11 protein-coding genes are annotated in these 15,389 nt (G+C 65.8%); 7 read left to right on the plus strand and 4 right to left on the minus strand.

Annotated features, from left to right (window positions below; genetic code table 11):
* Nucleotides 1–46: 46 nt before the first annotated feature.
* Nucleotides 47–1,819 (minus strand): acyl-CoA dehydrogenase, encoded by a 1,773-nt coding sequence (locus WIMU1_RS09310; RefSeq protein ID WP_062796650.1) that lies wholly within the window; start codon nucleotides 1,817–1,819, stop codon nucleotides 47–49.
* Nucleotides 1,820–2,005: 186 nt separating this feature from the next.
* Between WIMU1_RS09310 and WIMU1_RS09315 the strand changes: the two genes are divergently transcribed.
* From WIMU1_RS09315 to WIMU1_RS09325, 3 genes are all read left to right on the plus strand, one after another.
* Nucleotides 2,006–2,899, plus strand: a complete 894-nt coding sequence (locus WIMU1_RS09315) for an enoyl-CoA hydratase (protein WP_062796652.1) — start codon at nucleotides 2,006–2,008, stop codon at nucleotides 2,897–2,899.
* A gap of 127 nt (nucleotides 2,900–3,026) precedes the next feature.
* Nucleotides 3,027–3,908 carry an ElyC/SanA/YdcF family protein gene (locus WIMU1_RS09320; protein ID WP_147431358.1) on the plus strand — a complete coding sequence of 294 codons (882 nt, stop codon included), beginning with the start codon at nucleotides 3,027–3,029 and terminating at the stop codon, nucleotides 3,906–3,908.
* 26 nt (nucleotides 3,909–3,934) lie between these two features.
* Nucleotides 3,935–4,888, plus strand: a complete 954-nt coding sequence (locus WIMU1_RS09325; RefSeq protein WP_147431359.1) for a hypothetical protein — start codon at nucleotides 3,935–3,937, stop codon at nucleotides 4,886–4,888.
* 14 nt (nucleotides 4,889–4,902) lie between these two features.
* Here WIMU1_RS09325 and WIMU1_RS09330 read toward each other — a convergent pair whose 3' ends face one another.
* Nucleotides 4,903–5,646: a metallophosphoesterase gene (locus WIMU1_RS09330; RefSeq protein WP_062796656.1), complete on the minus strand. Its 744-nt coding sequence runs from the start codon at nucleotides 5,644–5,646 to the stop codon at nucleotides 4,903–4,905.
* Between the two features lie 196 nt (nucleotides 5,647–5,842).
* Nucleotides 5,843–8,218: an ATP-dependent DNA ligase gene (locus WIMU1_RS09335; protein WP_062796658.1), complete on the minus strand. Its 2,376-nt coding sequence runs from the start codon at nucleotides 8,216–8,218 to the stop codon at nucleotides 5,843–5,845.
* A gap of 61 nt (nucleotides 8,219–8,279) precedes the next feature.
* Here WIMU1_RS09335 and ku point away from each other — a divergent pair, with 61 nt between their 5' ends.
* The 4 genes from ku (at nucleotide 8,280) to WIMU1_RS09355 (ending at nucleotide 14,386) form a co-directional block, all read left to right on the plus strand.
* The gene (ku, locus tag WIMU1_RS09340; RefSeq protein WP_023954329.1) at nucleotides 8,280–9,230 is read left to right on the plus strand and encodes a non-homologous end joining protein Ku; all 951 of its coding nucleotides are present in this window, start codon (nucleotides 8,280–8,282) and stop codon (nucleotides 9,228–9,230) included.
* A 134-nt stretch (nucleotides 9,231–9,364) separates the two neighbouring features.
* Nucleotides 9,365–12,151, plus strand: a complete 2,787-nt coding sequence (locus tag WIMU1_RS09345) for a DUF2232 domain-containing protein (RefSeq protein ID WP_062797526.1) — start codon at nucleotides 9,365–9,367, stop codon at nucleotides 12,149–12,151.
* 92 nt (nucleotides 12,152–12,243) lie between these two features.
* Nucleotides 12,244–13,779: a flavin-containing monooxygenase gene (locus WIMU1_RS09350; RefSeq protein ID WP_062797528.1), complete on the plus strand. Its 1,536-nt coding sequence runs from the start codon at nucleotides 12,244–12,246 to the stop codon at nucleotides 13,777–13,779.
* A gap of 13 nt (nucleotides 13,780–13,792) precedes the next feature.
* Nucleotides 13,793–14,386 (plus strand): TetR/AcrR family transcriptional regulator, encoded by a 594-nt coding sequence (locus WIMU1_RS09355; RefSeq protein ID WP_062796660.1) that lies wholly within the window; start codon nucleotides 13,793–13,795, stop codon nucleotides 14,384–14,386.
* Nucleotides 14,387–14,409: 23 nt separating this feature from the next.
* Here WIMU1_RS09355 and WIMU1_RS09360 read toward each other — a convergent pair whose 3' ends face one another.
* Nucleotides 14,410–15,387 (minus strand): NAD-dependent epimerase/dehydratase family protein, encoded by a 978-nt coding sequence (locus tag WIMU1_RS09360; protein WP_062796662.1) that lies wholly within the window; start codon nucleotides 15,385–15,387, stop codon nucleotides 14,410–14,412.
* Nucleotides 15,388–15,389 lie beyond the last annotated feature (2 nt).

A 15,389-nucleotide genomic window follows, 5' to 3' on the forward strand; every position in this document is an offset into this window, starting at 1 on the left:
GTGAGTTCCTCCGGTTGCAACCGGAGGTCGTGGCCGTAGCCGGAGGTCAGAACCAGTTCGGGTCGGCGTCCAGAGTTGTGCGGTCCAGGTCGGCCAGCAGATCGAACTGCGGGCCGGTGCGGGGCAGTTCATATCGATAGAAGTATTGGGCCGCAGCACGTTTGCCGTCGTAGAAGTCGCCCTGTGCACCGTCGGCCGCGATGAGTTGCTCGAGCCACATCCAGGCGATCACCACGTGTCCGGCGGCCTCGAGGTAGATCGATGAATTCGCCAGACTGACCGCCGGGTCACCGGCGGACCATAGCTGCCCGGTGACCTCGACCAAGCGATCGACGGCCGCCCGCAAGGCGTCTGCCTTGGCTGCGTCCACGCCCGCGGCCCGGTCGATGGTGGCGGAGATGGCGTCGACGAGCAGCTGTAGCCCTGCGCCGCCCTTCATCACCACTTTGCGGCCGAGTAGATCCAGACCCTGAATGCCGTGCGTGCCTTCGTGAATGGGGTTGAGGCGGTTGTCCCGGTAGAGCTGCTCGACATCGAACTCTTTGGTGTAGCCGTATCCTCCGAGCACCTGGATGGCCAGGCTGTTCGCTTCCAGACACCACTGCGATGGCCAGCTCTTCGCGATCGGGGTGAGGACGTCGAGCAGGAACTCGATCCGGGCGGCTTCTTCCGGCGAGGGAGCAGTCTGCTGTTCGTCGACCAACTTGGAGCAGTAGAGGCCCAGGGCCAGGGCTCCCTCCACGTATGACTTCTGCGCCAACAGCATTCGTTTGACATCGGCGTGCTCGATGATGGGCACCGGCGCGGAGGCCGGGTCCTTGCTGGTGGGCACGCGGCCCTGCGTGCGGGTCTTGGCGTACTCCAGCGACTGCTGATAACCGGCGTAGCCGAGTGAGGTGGCCAGGAACCCGACACCGATCCGGGCCTCGTTCATCATCCGGAACATGTACGACAGGCCGCGATGAACGTCGCCCACGAGATAGCCGACCGCACCGGTTTCCGGCGCCGGCTGATACTTGCCCTCCCCGAAATTCAGCAGGGTGTTGGTGGTGCCGCGGTTACCCATCTTGTGGTTGAGGCCCACCAGCACAACGTCATTGCGGGTTCCGTCGGCAAGGAACTTCGGCACCACGAACAGCGAGATGCCTTTGACGCCCGGGCCGCCATCGGGTGCCTTGGCCAGCACGAGATGCACGATGTTCTCGGACAATTCGTGATCTCCGCCGGAGATCCACATCTTGGTGCCGGTGATGCGATAGCTGCCGTCGTCGACGGGCACCGCCTTGGTGGTGATGTCGGCGAGCGATGAACCGGCCTGCGGTTCGGACAGGCACATGGTGCCGAAGAAACGGCCTTCGAGCATCGGCCGCACCCAGGTGTCGATCTGCTCGTCGGTGCCGTACTCCACCAACAGGTTCGCGTTCGCCATCGTCAGGAAGGGATACGACGACGTGGATGCGTTGGCGGATTGGAACCACGCCATGGCGGCACGGGTCACCACCGTGGGCAGCTGCATGCCCCCGACCTCTTCATCGAATTGGGCCGCGATGAAGCCGGCCTTGCTGAACTCGTCGAGTGCGGCGCCGACCTCGTCGATCATCTCGACCTTGCCGTCGGCACCCATCGTGGGCTCGTTCTGGTCGGCCTTCTTGTTGTGTGGGGCAAACCGCTTGAGGGCGATGTCTTCGCTGAGGTCGAGGACGCTGTCGAACGTCTCTCGGGAATGCTCGGAGTAGCGTTCGCGCTCGATCAACGCGGTGGCATCAAGCCATTCGTAGAGCATGAAGTCGAGATCGCGTCGGGAAAGTGGGGCGGCCATGTGGATCTCCTAGCGTCCGAGCACGGTAAGGCTGTTCGACTTCCATACAACCACCGGACGAGCGTGCGGTGGCTCCGGACCTTGCCCCGTCAGGCCCGGCCACGCCGAGCAAAACGCGGTAGGAGCGATCCGGTGTCCGGACGTGCGAATGTGGATTAACTTGTCCGCCTTCGACGGGAGAAATCCATGCCCCGATACCTGACCTACGAGCTCATCGACGACGGCGCCATCGCCCGGATCATGCTGGACCGGCCGAAGACGCGCAACGCTCAGAACCGCGGATTGCTTGTTGAACTCGACGAGGCATTCAAGGCCGCGGAGGCAGACGACCGGGTGAGGGTGATCATCCTCGGCGGCACCGGACCCATGTTCACCTCCGGCCACGACCTCGGGTCGTCGGACGACCGGGCCGAGCGAGCACCCGGCCCGGACCAGCATCCGACCATGTCCACCTATGGCGGGACCAAAGCGGGCACCGAAGCCCGGATGCTGCAGGAGTGGCACTTCTTCTTCGACAACACCCGGCGGTGGCGCAATCTCCGCAAGATCACCATCGCCCAGACGCATGGCACGGTGTACGCCGCGGGTCTGATGCTGGCGTGGGCCTGCGACCTCATCACCGCGGACACCGACACGATGTTTGCCGACGTGGTCGGGTCGCGCCTGGGCATGTGTGGTGTCGAGTATTTCGGTCATCCGTGGGAGTTCGGGCCGAGACGGGCCAAAGAGCTACTGCTGACCGGGGATTCGATCAGCGCGCAGGAGGCGCATCAGATCGGGATGGTGAGCAAGATCTTCGCCCCCGACGAACTCGCCGACAAGACCCTGGATCTGGCTCGCCGGATCGCTCAGCGTCCGACGGTTGCCTCCCTGCTGATCAAGGAATCGGTGAATCAGTCCGTCGACAACATGGGCTTCTACAACGCGCTGAACGCCTGCTTCTCGCTGCACCAGATCAACCATGCCCACTGGGCCGAGGTGACGGCAGGCGAGACGATCATCGGTACTCCCGACCACGGCGTCGAGAGCTGGAAGACCGCCGCGCCCGTTCACGAACGACAGGTCGATTCGCCCTGGTGAGGGTGCGCCGAGGGCGGCGGTTCGGCGCCGGACGGCGATCGCGCGCTTGTTACTGACCTGAGACCGCGTGGGTGCGAGGCCGTAGCTCTGGTGCCCTACTGTGGCTGTAGTGACTCATGTTGCGCGTGTGACGCGCATAAACCGGACGTTTGTGGTTGCCGCGGCGGCAATCGGCATGTCCACCGGGGCGGTGGCCATGGTTCCGACTGTGATCAGCCCAACCATCGCCGTGATGCCGACCGCGTCGGCAGGCGACGTGACCGGCATGTACAACGCCGCCCAGCTGGGGTTCCGCACCGGCGACATCGGGACCGGTCTGAACGCCTTGCGCAGGTTGCTCGCAGCGAACCCGCGCGACGCTGATGCACTGGCGCTCCAGGCGCTGTGGTCGGACTACAACGCCGACAGGGCCACCACCCAGGCGGCGGTGAACGCATTGCAGAGCGTCGATCCCGCTCGCGCAGCGGTGATCTCGCGGGCGCTGACCGCTGTCGACACGGGAGTACTGGTCGGTCCCGATCCGGTACCGCGCCTGCTGTCGCCGTCCACCGGCATCGTTCTCATCGGTGTCGGCCCGCCGGCGGCCGGTGGTTTCGATGGCGAGATGACCGCCCGGTTGGTGGCGGCCTGGCTTCAGGCCGTGGCGGCCCCACGGTCGCCCATCATCGTCGTCGGCAACAAGCCGGGCATCCGAGAATGGCTGACGGCAAAGGCCATCGCTTCGTCGATGATTCACGTGGAACCACGCGCAACCACCCTGGTGCAGAGCGCACTGCTCGGTGCCGCGAAAGCCGCGGAGCTGCGACTTCGCGACGTGGTGCTGGTGACCTCGCCCGACCAGGTGCGCCGCGCGGCAGTCGACTTCCAGGTCGCCGGCGTCAAGGTGGCCCGTGCGACGACAACAATCACCGATCTGTTCGCTCATGTGGCCGTGCCTGCGAAGGTGGACCAGTGGGACATCTACCTCGACGCCTCTCGCGTGCTCGGCCTTCCCGACACCAGGGGCTGAGAGCCGAGCGCAGACCGACAGCGCGCTTGATCCTTGTCGCGATCGTCGGGGTGCTGACAACAGCCTGTGCCCCCGGGATGATCTTCGGCCCCGACTTCGTGTTGTTCACCCCGAAGGCAGCCCCGATCGTCGACCGCGCCGACTGTCTGACCCCGGACATCTACACGGGATTGACCGGCCTGGGGCCGTGGCCCTCGGCGGACATCGCGCCGGCGCCTGAGCTCGGCTACCCACCTGACGGCTTCGAGCCGGTGTCCGTGGTGCGGTGTGAACTCGCGCAGAACCCGGCGGGGAACACAACAGTCGACGCCGTGTCACTGGCCGGCGATGTTGCCGCGGTGGTGGAGGCGTTCTCGATCGAATCGAGGCGCTACCCCGACAACGTATCGATCAGCTGCGCCATCAGTGTGGATCCGGCTGTCGGGCTGTGGCTGGTCGACTCCCGAGGTCGCGCATTCCGGCCGGCCTGGCCGTCGGTCCCGTGCAGTTTTCGGGAGGAGCCGCTTGATGCGCTCAGAGCGCTCCACGAAGTCGGACGGGAGTCGTTCGACACCGGGGTCCCGATCACGTTGCCCCGCAATTGCACCGAGCGATCGAGCGGAGGACTCCACGTCGACGATGCCGCCCTGAAAGCCGTACGGCGCGAGGTGGCGGCTGGCGCCGATCCCGTCCTGTCCGTCCTGCCCCTGCCGATCGATGACGTGGGACCGCTGCAGGTGTGTCGTCACGGAGTGGACGAGCCGATACCCGGAGGGTGGCAGATCTGGTTGTCGGCGCACGAGAGTGCGCAGATGATCCGGTCGTACCTCGACGCACCTGTCGCACCTGCATGTGGCGTTGCCGCCACACGGATGGCTTCGGTGGTCTTGCGTCGAGCGGATGGCTCGGGTGGATCGAGTGTGTCGGTGGAGCTCGACGGATGCCGGCGCCTCGGGGACGGTGCCGCGCCTGCCTCGCTGATCGACCGCCTCAGCCGATAGCGCGGCCCCGGGTGTCAGTCCACCGGCACCGAGCGGAAATGGCTGATCACACGGCCTTCGGCGTACACGTGGAAGGCGAGCCCCGGGGGCTGGCCCTCGTTGATCACCTCGGCGCCTTCGAAGGGCAGGTTCAGCGTGGACGCCACCCCCGGCGCGAGGCACACCGGTCGCCCGGCGAAGGCGGTGACCGCACCGGTGTGCGCGTGGCCGCACATGAAGTTGACGATGTTGGGATGCTTGTCGACCAGGGCGATCAGTCGCTCTTCGCCGGTCTGACGAATGGTGTCCATGAACGGCATCTGCAGCATGACCGGCGGGTGGTGGAAGGCGATGAACACCGGGACGTGTGGACCGGCCGAAGAGATCTCGGCATCCATCCACGCGATGGTCGCATCGTCGAGATATCCCTCGTTGCGTCCGGGAATCGAGCTGTCGCACACCAGGAACAGGCCGCCCGCGATGGTCCGGGAGTGATTGAGAGGCCGGTCGGTGATGTGGGTGCCCAGGAGGCCGTGACTGAACTCGCCGCGGTCGTCGTGGTTGCCGGGACAGATGAGGATCGGCAAATCGCTGCGCAGGGTGGCGGCCGCTTCCTCGTACTGCGACTGCTTGCCGGTGTCGGTGATGTCGCCGGTGATCACCAGCGCGTCGATGCCCTCGGCACGTGCGTTGATGTAGTCGAGCACAGCGGTGATGCGCCGGCGGGCACGGAGGGTCCCGTTGAAATGCAGATCACTCATGTGCGCGACGACGAGCACGTGGCCTCCTTCTGTGCGGCTGTGACGACCGATCTGGGGCGACCGATTCGGGCAGCCAGTACTCGGGGTACCCAATTCGGGGCGAACGAGCGAGGGGGGTCACGACGAGCGCCAGGCTAGACCGTAACGCGCCGCGAACAACCCGACGCGTTCAGCATCGGCCGATTGCCGGCGGGATGTGCTCGCCGGCCCGCCGTCACAGGTCCCCGGGCAGCTTGTCGCGGCGGATTCCGCGCCAAGACGGGTGACGCAGATGACCGGTGCTCGTCCAGTCCATGAATCTCACATCGGCCACCAGCTTCGGCAACACCCATACGGCGTCGGATTCGACGGGCCGATCGAGGCTGCCGATGAACGGCGAGGTCTTGCGGCGCAGGGGCTCGAGTTCCTCCATCAGGGACTCGAGTTGGCTGTCGGTGAAACCGGTGCCGACCCGACCTATGTAACGGAGACCGGTTGCCTCCGGTAGCCCCATCAGCAGTGACCCGATGCGTTGACTGCGGCCCCCTTTGCCGGGACGCCAGCCGCCGATCACCACCTCGATATCGGTCCAGTTCTTCTGTTTCCGCCACGTCTTCGTGCGGCGGCCCTGCTGATAGATGGAATCGCGGCGCTTGGCCACCACCCCTTCCCAGCCCCGTTCACGGCTGAAGGCAACGGCATTGGAGCCGGGACCCTCGAGGAGCGGCGGCAGCTGCACCCGCGAATCGGACGAAAACGCCTGCGCGACTTCCTCGAGTAGCTTGCGCCGGTCCTCCCACTTGAGTTTGAGCAGCGACGAACCGTTGAGGTAGAGGATGTCGAAGAGCAAGAACTTGATGTCGAGGTCGTCGGTGGCCGCGCTGCGCCCGGCGAGCCGGGTGAAGTTGGTCCGGCCTTTCTCGTCGAACGCCACCACCTCGCCGTCGAGCACCACGTCGAGCAGTCCGAGATCGTCGGCGATGGGGTGGAGCTGGGGGAAGTCCTTGGTCATGTCGATGCCCGACCGCGACGTGAGCTGGAGCTTTCCTTCGATGTACCGCAACAGGATCCGGTAACCGTCCCACTTGCCCTCGAAAGCCCACTTGTCGTCGGTCAGTTCTTCGATGAGCTCGTCGGTGGCGAGCATCGGTCGTGGGTCGGCGAGGCTGTCGGGCACGATCGGCCGCGGCTCGTCGGACATCAGATGTGCCAACCAGTTCTTGTCACCGGTCTTGATCAGTGCATACCGGCCTTGAATCCGTTCGCCGTGCAGTCGGACGATGATCTCTTTGTCGCGCCACTTCTCGGTCTCGTAGGTGCCGCGGTCCCAGATCTCGACATGCCCGCCTCCGTATTCTCCGGCGGGGATGTCGCCTGCGAAGTCGGCGTAGTCGATCGGGTGGTCCTCGGTCTGCACGGCGAGCCGATTCTGGTCACCGTCGAGCGGCAGGTTCTTGGGCACGGCCCACGACACGAGCACACCGCCGCGTTCGAGCCGGAAGTCGTAGTGCAGGCGGCGGGCGTGGTGCTCCTGGATCACGAAGATGGGCCCGGCGGCCTGCTCGTCTTCGGATCGGCTGTCGCCGAAGGGCTCCGGCGTCTTTCGCTCGTCGCGCTTGCGCCGGTACTCCCCGAGGTCGACCACCGGCGGAGATGCCGCAGCCCGGCCGGGCGCGGGCTTCTCGGACTTTTCTGGGTCTGCCGCGGCCTCGCCGTCATCGGATTCTGCCTCCAGTCCGATCAGCAGGTCGCCGAACTGTTCGAGCCTGTCCGGCATCTCGTCGAACGGGATGTGCCGGATGTCCTTGTCGGCCAGCTCATCCCAGTGCCGGGGAGCGGCGACCCAGGGTTCCTCGCGGCCACGCATCGAGTAGGGCGCCAGCGTGGTCTTGGAGGCGCTGTTCTGGCTCCAGTCGACGAACACCTTGCCGCCGCGCACCGATTTGGTCATCTGGGCAGTCACCAGATCGGGGGTCTCGTTCTGCAACTGGGTGCCGATCTGTCTGGCGACCTTGCGTGCGGAATCCGACGAGATGGCCTTGTCGAGCCGGAAATAGATGTGGATTCCCTTGGAGCCGCTGGTCACCGGGAAGCACGGCAGCCCGATGCCGTCGAGCATCTCCTTGATGCGCAGCGCCACCTTCGCGCACTGGAACAACGTGACGTCCGGCCCGGGATCGAGATCGAGGACCACTCGATCGGTCATGCGATCGACTTTGTACGGGACGTCGGCCTGGCCCGGCGGCAGCGTCCACTGCGGCACGTGCAGTTCCAACGCGGCTTGCTGTGCGAGCCAGACCAACTCGGCGCGCGAGGTCAGCACCGGGTAGACCACCTTGCGGTCGCTGTGGTCCAGACGGACCCGGCCGAGCCATTCCGGAGCGTGATCGGGCAGGTTCTTCTCGAAGAACGGGGTCGAGTTCACACCGTCCGGCCACCTCTTGCGGGTCACCGGCCGGTCACGGATGTGCGGCAACATCATCGAGCTGATGTCGCTGTAGTACTCGATGACCTGCGCCTTGACGGTCCCGGTTGCCGGGTAGATCACCTTGTCGAGGTGGGTCACGGCGATCTTGTGACCGTCGACCTCGAGTGTGTTGCGGCTGGCCATGGTTCGGACTTTCCTGGTGGAGGGGGCTGCGCCTTGTGCGAGATACCTGCACAATGACGATATGCGCTCGATCTGGAAAGGCGATCTCAGCTTTGGCTTGGTCAACGTACCGGTCAAGGTCTATTCAGCGACCGAGAGTCACGATCGCAAATCACACCAGGTCGACTCGAACGACGGCACCCGCATTCGCTATCGAAAGGTCCGCGAGGGCACCGACGAAGAAGTCGAGTTCTCGCAGATCGCGAACGCGTACGAGAGTGACACCGGTCAGACCGTGGTGCTGACCAAAGACGATCTGGCCGAGCTGCCCGTCCAGCGCAGTCCGGAGATCTCGATCACCGACTTCGTCCCAGTTGATCAGGTCGACCCGATCTACTTCGACAAGCCCTACTACCTGGAGCCGGCCAGCAAGTCGCCGAAAGCGTACGCGCTGATGCGCGAGGCTCTCAAAGACACAGACCGGCTGGCCATCGCCACCTTCACCCTCCGTAACCGCACCCGGTTGGCGGCACTACGAGTGGTCGGAAATGTACTGACCCTCCAGACGTTGCTCTGGCCGGACGAAGTCCGCGAGGCGGCATTTCCGTCGCTCGACGAGTCGCCCGACCTCAAGCCGCAGGAACTCAAGATGGCGGCCTCGCTCATCGAGTCGATGTCGGCGGACTTCGACCCGAGCCAATACGAGGACACTTATCAGAACGAGTTGAGCAAGCTGATCGAAGCCAAGGCGGAGGGCACCGAAGCGTTCACCGCACCCGAGAAGGCGGAGGACGAAGACGACGACTCCGAAGTGGCCGACCTGCTCGCTGCGCTGCGCGCATCGGTGAAGAACCGCACCGGCTCGGCCGACGACTCGGACGACTCCGACGGCAGCGAGGACTCCGATTCGGGCAAGACGCCCGCGAAGAAGACGGCCGCGAAGAAGGCACCTGCCAAGAAGGCTCCGGCCAAGAAGGCCGCGGCAAAATCAACCGCTGCCAAGAAAGCCCCGGCAAAACGTAAGGCCGGCTGACCCGAAGCCGCGGTTGACCTGCGGTCATACCGAATATCATCCGTGAGGCCGATGGCCGTCGCTCGGTCCTCTGGCAATCTGGACAGATCGAACAGCAACAGAAACAAGAAGCCGGTGGCGCAGTGAGCGAACCGATGAGCGCCAGAGCCCGTCGGCGCGTCACCGCCATCGAGATCGCCGAGGCAGCGGCCCTCGCAGACGTCGCGGCGGCGATCTGTGTGTTGAGCCGGTTCCTGCCCATCGGGGGCGCGGCCTCGTTGGTCGCATCCGTCCCGTTCGCGATCCTTGCCGGGCGTCGGCGACTGCGGGTGAGTCTGCTCGGCGCGCTCACCGGGTACATCGTGGCGTTCTTGTTCGGTGGGTTCTCCGCCGCGAACCTGGTCGGAAGTGCGGCGATCTTCGGCACGCTCTCGGGAATCGCGCTGCGTCGTGGCTGGAACGCTCCGCGGGTCACCCTCACCGCACTGTTCGCGATCGCGGTGCCGTCGGCGGCTGTCGCGACCGGTCTTCTGGCTCTGTTCACCGATTACCGCGAGTTCATGATCAAACAGATCGACAACGGGTGGCGGGGCACCAAGCGATTGATGGACAACGCGGGCTTCGATCAGTTCACGTCCGTGGTCGACCCGGCGGTCAACTGGTGTCTCGACTACTGGTGGATCGCGATACCCGCGTCCGGAATCGCGGGGGTCACGTTCTCCGCACTGACCGTGTTCCTCCTTCATCGCCGGCCGGTCCCGCCGATGATCGCCCGACTGGGCACACCGCACACCGACGAACGACGTCCCGACGCCGGCCCCGTCGGCCCCTTGCCCGTGCGTCTGGACAATGTCGCCGTCACCTACCCGGGTGCAACAGAGCCGGTCATCGCCGATGTGTCGATGACCCTCGCGGCCGGGGAACTGGTGGCGGTGACGGGGCCCAACGGAGTCGGCAAGTCGACTCTCGCGAAGGTGGTCGCCGGACGTGATCCCACCGCGGGCACGGTCAGCCGGCCGGGGGCGGTCGGACTGGGTCGTCCGGGTGGCACCGCGGTGATCAGTCAGCGGCCCGAGACCCAGGTGCTGGGCATGGTGGTGGCCGATGACCTCGCGTGGGGCAATCCCGGACTCACCGAAACCCAGATGAAGGCATTGCTCGATCAGGTCGGTCTGGGCGGCATGCTGTACCGCGAGACCGGGACCCTGTCCGGTGGTCAGCTGCAACGTCTTGCGATAGCGGCGGCGCTGTCCCGACATCCTGCTGTGCTCATCAGTGACGAATCCACGGCGATGATCGACCAGGAGGGTCGCGCGGCGGTCAACGGGATCTTCCGATCGCTCGCCGACCACGGTGAGACCGCCGTCCTCCAGATCACCCACGACACCGACGAATCGGCGGTCGCCGACCGGGAGATCGCGCTGGATTCCCGGCATTCGTCGGTGTCCACCAAGCTGCGGACCACCACCGGCGCCGGCCGCGCGATCCGCGGCGCTCAGGTCAGCCTGATCGACGTCGGGTACGCCCACGACGCCGGGACGCCCTGGCACAACCAGATCTTCAGCGGGTTGAACCTGCACTTCGAGCCGGGCTCGGCCGTGCTGCTCACCGGCCCCAACGGAGCCGGCAAATCCACCCTCGCAAGGGTGATGACCGGGCTGCAGCAGCCCACCTCGGGCCGGGTGCTGGTCGACGGGATGCCGGTGCAGAACGGTCGGCAACACGCGTTGCTCGGGTTCCAGTATTCGCGCCTGCAGATCGTTCGGTCCCGCGCCCGCGCGGACGTCAAGGATGCCGCGGGTGTCGACGACACCGCGGCCAACGCGGCGCTGCTCGAGCTCGGCCTCAACTCCGCGGTCATCGGTGACGCGTTGGTGGACGAGCTGTCGGTGGGTCAGCAACGGCGGGTTGCCCTGGCCGGGCTGCTCGCCTGCAAGCCGCGACTGCTGGTTCTCGACGAGCCGCTCGCCGGTCTGGACGCCCCGGCCCGCGGCGCGATGGTCGCCGCGCTGCAGCGGGTGAAGGCGTCGGGCACCACACTCGTGGTGATCTCGCATGATGTCGGTGAGCTCGACGCGCTCGTCGACAGGACGATTGTCGTCGACGAGGGCACCGTCGACGGGCAGCCGGTCACGCCGGCACCGCCGCCCTCGAGTCTGAAATCCACCGCGAACCTGGCCAGCGTGGTGCGCACGCTGCCCCACCCATCGCCCGCGCGCAGATGGTGGGTGGGGACAAAACTTGTGGTGTTGGCGGCGATCGCGCTGATGTTCGCGCTCGAACCCACCTGGCTCAGTGTTGCCGTCGGCGCCACGATCGCCGCAGGCTGGACCGTGCTGGGCAGGGTGCCGCGCGCTGCCGTTCCCCGACTGCCACTCTGGCTCGTCGGGATCACACTCTTCGGCGGGTTCATCACCGCCCTCGGTGGCGACGAGCCGTACGTCACCGTCGGCGGGGTGGAGTTCGGGCTGGGCGGTGCCGCGTACTGGGGAATCCTCATCTGCATGACGGTCATCTCGCTGTACAGCGCGTTGCTGTTCTGCTGGACCACCCCGATGGTCGAGATACCTGCGTTTGCACAGCGGCTGGTCGGGTGGGCAGCGCGGCTGGGTATCCCCGCGCAGTCGGCCGCGGTGTCGGTGGCCCTTGCGCTGCGGTTGTGCCCGTTCTTGATCAGTGACTTCCGCACCCTGCTGCAGACCATCGCTCAGCGCAGGTCCGACAAAGAGCAGACGGCGCGGGAGAGGATCAACGGGTGGGCGGCCTGTCTGCCGATCGTCTGTTCACTTGCCTGCCAGAACGGACGCGAGCTCGCGGCCGCCATCGAAGCCCGAGGTGGGGTGGGATCGGTGTCCCGATCTGACCGGAGTCCGAGATTTATGGACCTCCTCGTGCTTATCGTGGTCCTCGGGTCGGTAGGCGCGGTCGTCGCGCTGGGATGAGCCCCCGCGGCCACGGCCGCGCGCGGGCAGACGGCCCGGTGCCGCGACAAGTGGAGGTCTGCGCAGTGATCGACGATCAACGGCAAGAGCACATCCAAGGGCAAGAGCGCCCGGGAGCGCCCGACGTCTCTGACACCGACATCCCGTACACCGACGTCGTCATCATCGGTGCGGGGCTGTCAGGGATCGGCGCGGCCTACCGGATCGCCGAGAAGAACCCATCTCTCACCTACACGCTGCTCGAGCGCCGTTCCAGGATCGGCGGCACCTGGGACCTGTTCCGGTACCCCGGAATCCGCTCGGACAGCGACATCTTCACCCTCAGCTTTCCTTACGAGCCCTGGACGCGTGAGGAGTCGGTGGCCGACGGTGACCACATCCGCGACTACATCACCGCCACCGCACACAAGTACGGCATCGACCGGCAGATCCGATTCGACACCAGAGTTCGGTCGGCCGATTGGGATTCGACCACCGACACCTGGACCGTGCATGCCGAGCACAACGGCACCGAGACCACGTTCCGGTGCCGGTTCCTGTTCTTCGGCACCGGCTATTACAACTACGACGAGGGCTACACACCTGAGTTCGAGGGTCTGGAGAACTTCGCCGGCCAGGTGATCCATCCTCAGTTCTGGCCCGAGGACCTCGACGTCACCGGCAAGAAGGTGGTGGTGATCGGCAGCGGGGCGACGGCGATCACGCTGATCCCGGCCCTTGCCGAGGCCGCGGACTCGGTGACGATGCTCCAGCGGACCCCCACCTACATCATCTCGATGCCGAAGGTGGAGCCGCTGGCCAATGTGATTCGAAAGGTGCTGCCACGCAAGATCGCCCACAACGTGGTGCGGTGGCGCAACGTTCTGCTGAACTCCTTCATCTATCTCGTCGCACGTAAGTCGCCCCGCGTCGCGAAGCGGTTCCTGCGCAACATCGCCGTCCGTAACCTCCCCGAGGGTTACGACGTCGACACCCATTTCAAACCCTCTTATCAGCCGTGGGATCAACGGATGTGTCTGGCGCCGGGCGCTGATCTGTACAAGGCCATCGCCGAGGGTAAAGCGTCCGTGGTCACCGACCACATCGAGACGTTCGACTCCGCCGGGATCCGGCTCCGGTCAGGGGACCACCTGGACGCCGACATCATCGTCACGGCCACCGGACTGCAACTGCAAGCGCTCGGCGGGATCGCCGTCAGCGTCGACGGGGAGGACGTCAAACCGAGTGATCGGTTTGTCTACAAGGGCCACATGCTCGAAGACGTACCGAACATGTCCTGGTGTGTGGGCTATACCAACGCATCATGGACGCTGCGCGCCGACATGACAGCGCAATCGGTGGCAAAATTGCTGTCGCACATGACGTCTCACGGCTACACGCACGCCTACCCGCATCTCGGCGACGAGGTGCTCACCGAGAAGTTCGCGTGGGACATCAAGGCGGGTTACGTCCTGCGATCGCCGCATGCGCTGCCGAAGTCGGGCACCAGACGTCCGTGGAACGTGCGACAGAACTTCCTCCTCGATTCCCTCGATCACCGGTTCGATCGCATCGGCGAATCGATGATCTTCGGTCGGGCCACCACTCCCGCCACCGCACCGACGGTCTCCGAGTCGTCCGTGCGGTGATTGAATCGGTGCGGTGAGCACATCGGACACAGAAGCGACAGCTGACGAGCCGAGGCCTCCGGGCCGGCCTCGCGACGGTTCGATCGACGACCGGATAGTCGCGGTGACCCGCGAAATGCTCCTCGATGTCGGGTGGGAGGGGCTGAGCCTGCGTGCTGTCGCGGCAAAGGCCGGCGTCGGGCGGGCGAGTCTGCGTCGCCGGTGGCGTACCAAGGCCGAACTGGTGTTGCATGCGATCCTCGGGCCCGAGCCCGACATGTCGCGGTTCGACGGATCCGACCGGGTGCAGTGGATCACCGAGACGGTCAACGGAAGTCACGAGTTGTTCGCCACCCCGGAGGTACGGGCCGCGGTCCCCGGATTGCTTCAGGCGCTGCGGGAGAACGATGACCTACGCCGGCGCCTGTGGTCGGATTTCAGTGGGCCGCCCGCATCGCTGTTCGCTGCGGACCCGGAGTCGACCAAGTCTGCCGATCCCGATGTCGATGCCCGCGCCATCTTGGCCCTCGCCGCGGGGTCGGCGCTGTTCCTCAGCGCGGTCGCCACCGACGACGACTCCGATGTCCTGCGGCGCAGGATCATCGAAATCCTCACGGCCGCATTGTGATGCATGTTCTTCACCTGCTCAGATCACTTCGGTGAAGCGGTGCTGAAGGTTTCGAGGATCGCGGTCTCCGCCGAGCGCCAGGTCAGGGCGAGTTCGGTGCGGGTCAACGAGTCGTCCGTCGGGGTGGCTGCGGTCAGCAACTGTGCGGCCTCGTAACTCAGTCCGCCGATCGGAACAATCCCGGCCACGGTGTCGGCGATCCGGCCCAGCGTACGGAACACACTGCCCGGCAATGGTATCCGGACGAATCGGCGTCCGGTTCCGCGTTCGAGCAGATCGATCATGCGCGCGAACGTCAGCATCTGACCGCCCAGAATGTACCGACGCGGACCGCGTCCAGGCGTCATCATCGCCACGTGTGCGTCGGCCACATCGCGAACGTCGATCATCTGCATACCCCCGTCGACCACCGGCGCGATCCTCGAACGGACGATGGGCGCCCAGCCACGCTCGGTCACACCCGCGGGCGTCTGCAGCGCCGGCCCGACAACGCTCGCCGGGTACGTCACCACCACAGGCGCGCCCGATTGCTGAAGTTCCCGAGCCACCCGGTCGGCATATGCCTTGGTCTGCCCGTAGGCGCTGCGGGCGGTGGCGGTGGGACTGTCCGGTCCGATCACTGGGTCGGGGGAGGGGAACAGTGCGGCATAACTGCTCACCAGGACCACTGGATCGAGGCCGGCGTCCACCGCCGTCCGCAAGATCGCCTCGGTTGCGTGAGCGTTGATCTGCCACATCAGGTCGGCCTGCCGGTCGTCGGTGCCGACAACGCCGGCTGCGTGGATCAGGGCGTCGCAGCCGTCGAGCAGGCCCTTTACAACCGATGCATCCCGCACGTCACCCGTCAGAACGCAGGCACGGCCCGACGGTGCCAACCGGGCGACGAGGGACGGATCCTCGTGCGGTGCCACCAGTACCCGGAGGTCGAAACCTGCGCGGTCGAGACCGTGGAGGATGTGTGCACCGACGTACCCGGTGCCGCCCGTGATCGCTACCCGCATGC

Origin of the sequence: Williamsia muralis NBRC 105860 (assembly GCF_001598915.1) — a bacterium.
Classification (GTDB): Bacteria; Actinomycetota; Actinomycetes; order Mycobacteriales; family Mycobacteriaceae; genus Williamsia; species Williamsia muralis.

What these genes read in the sequence shown, in the direction of transcription:
- WIMU1_RS09310 (WP_062796650.1), bottom strand. Translation starts at nt 1,819, where the DNA reads ATGGCCGCCCCACTTTCCCGACGCGATCTCGACTTCATGCTCTACGAA.
- ku (WP_023954329.1), top strand. Translation starts at nt 8,280, where the DNA reads ATGCGCTCGATCTGGAAAGGCGATCTCAGCTTTGGCTTGGTCAACGTA.
- WIMU1_RS09360 (WP_062796662.1), bottom strand. Translation starts at nt 15,387, where the DNA reads ATGCGGGTAGCGATCACGGGCGGCACCGGGTACGTCGGTGCACACATC.
- WIMU1_RS09345 (WP_062797526.1), top strand. Translation starts at nt 9,365, where the DNA reads ATGAGCGCCAGAGCCCGTCGGCGCGTCACCGCCATCGAGATCGCCGAG.
- WIMU1_RS09315 (WP_062796652.1), top strand. Translation starts at nt 2,006, where the DNA reads ATGCCCCGATACCTGACCTACGAGCTCATCGACGACGGCGCCATCGCC.
- WIMU1_RS09335 (WP_062796658.1), bottom strand. Translation starts at nt 8,218, where the DNA reads ATGGCCAGCCGCAACACACTCGAGGTCGACGGTCACAAGATCGCCGTG.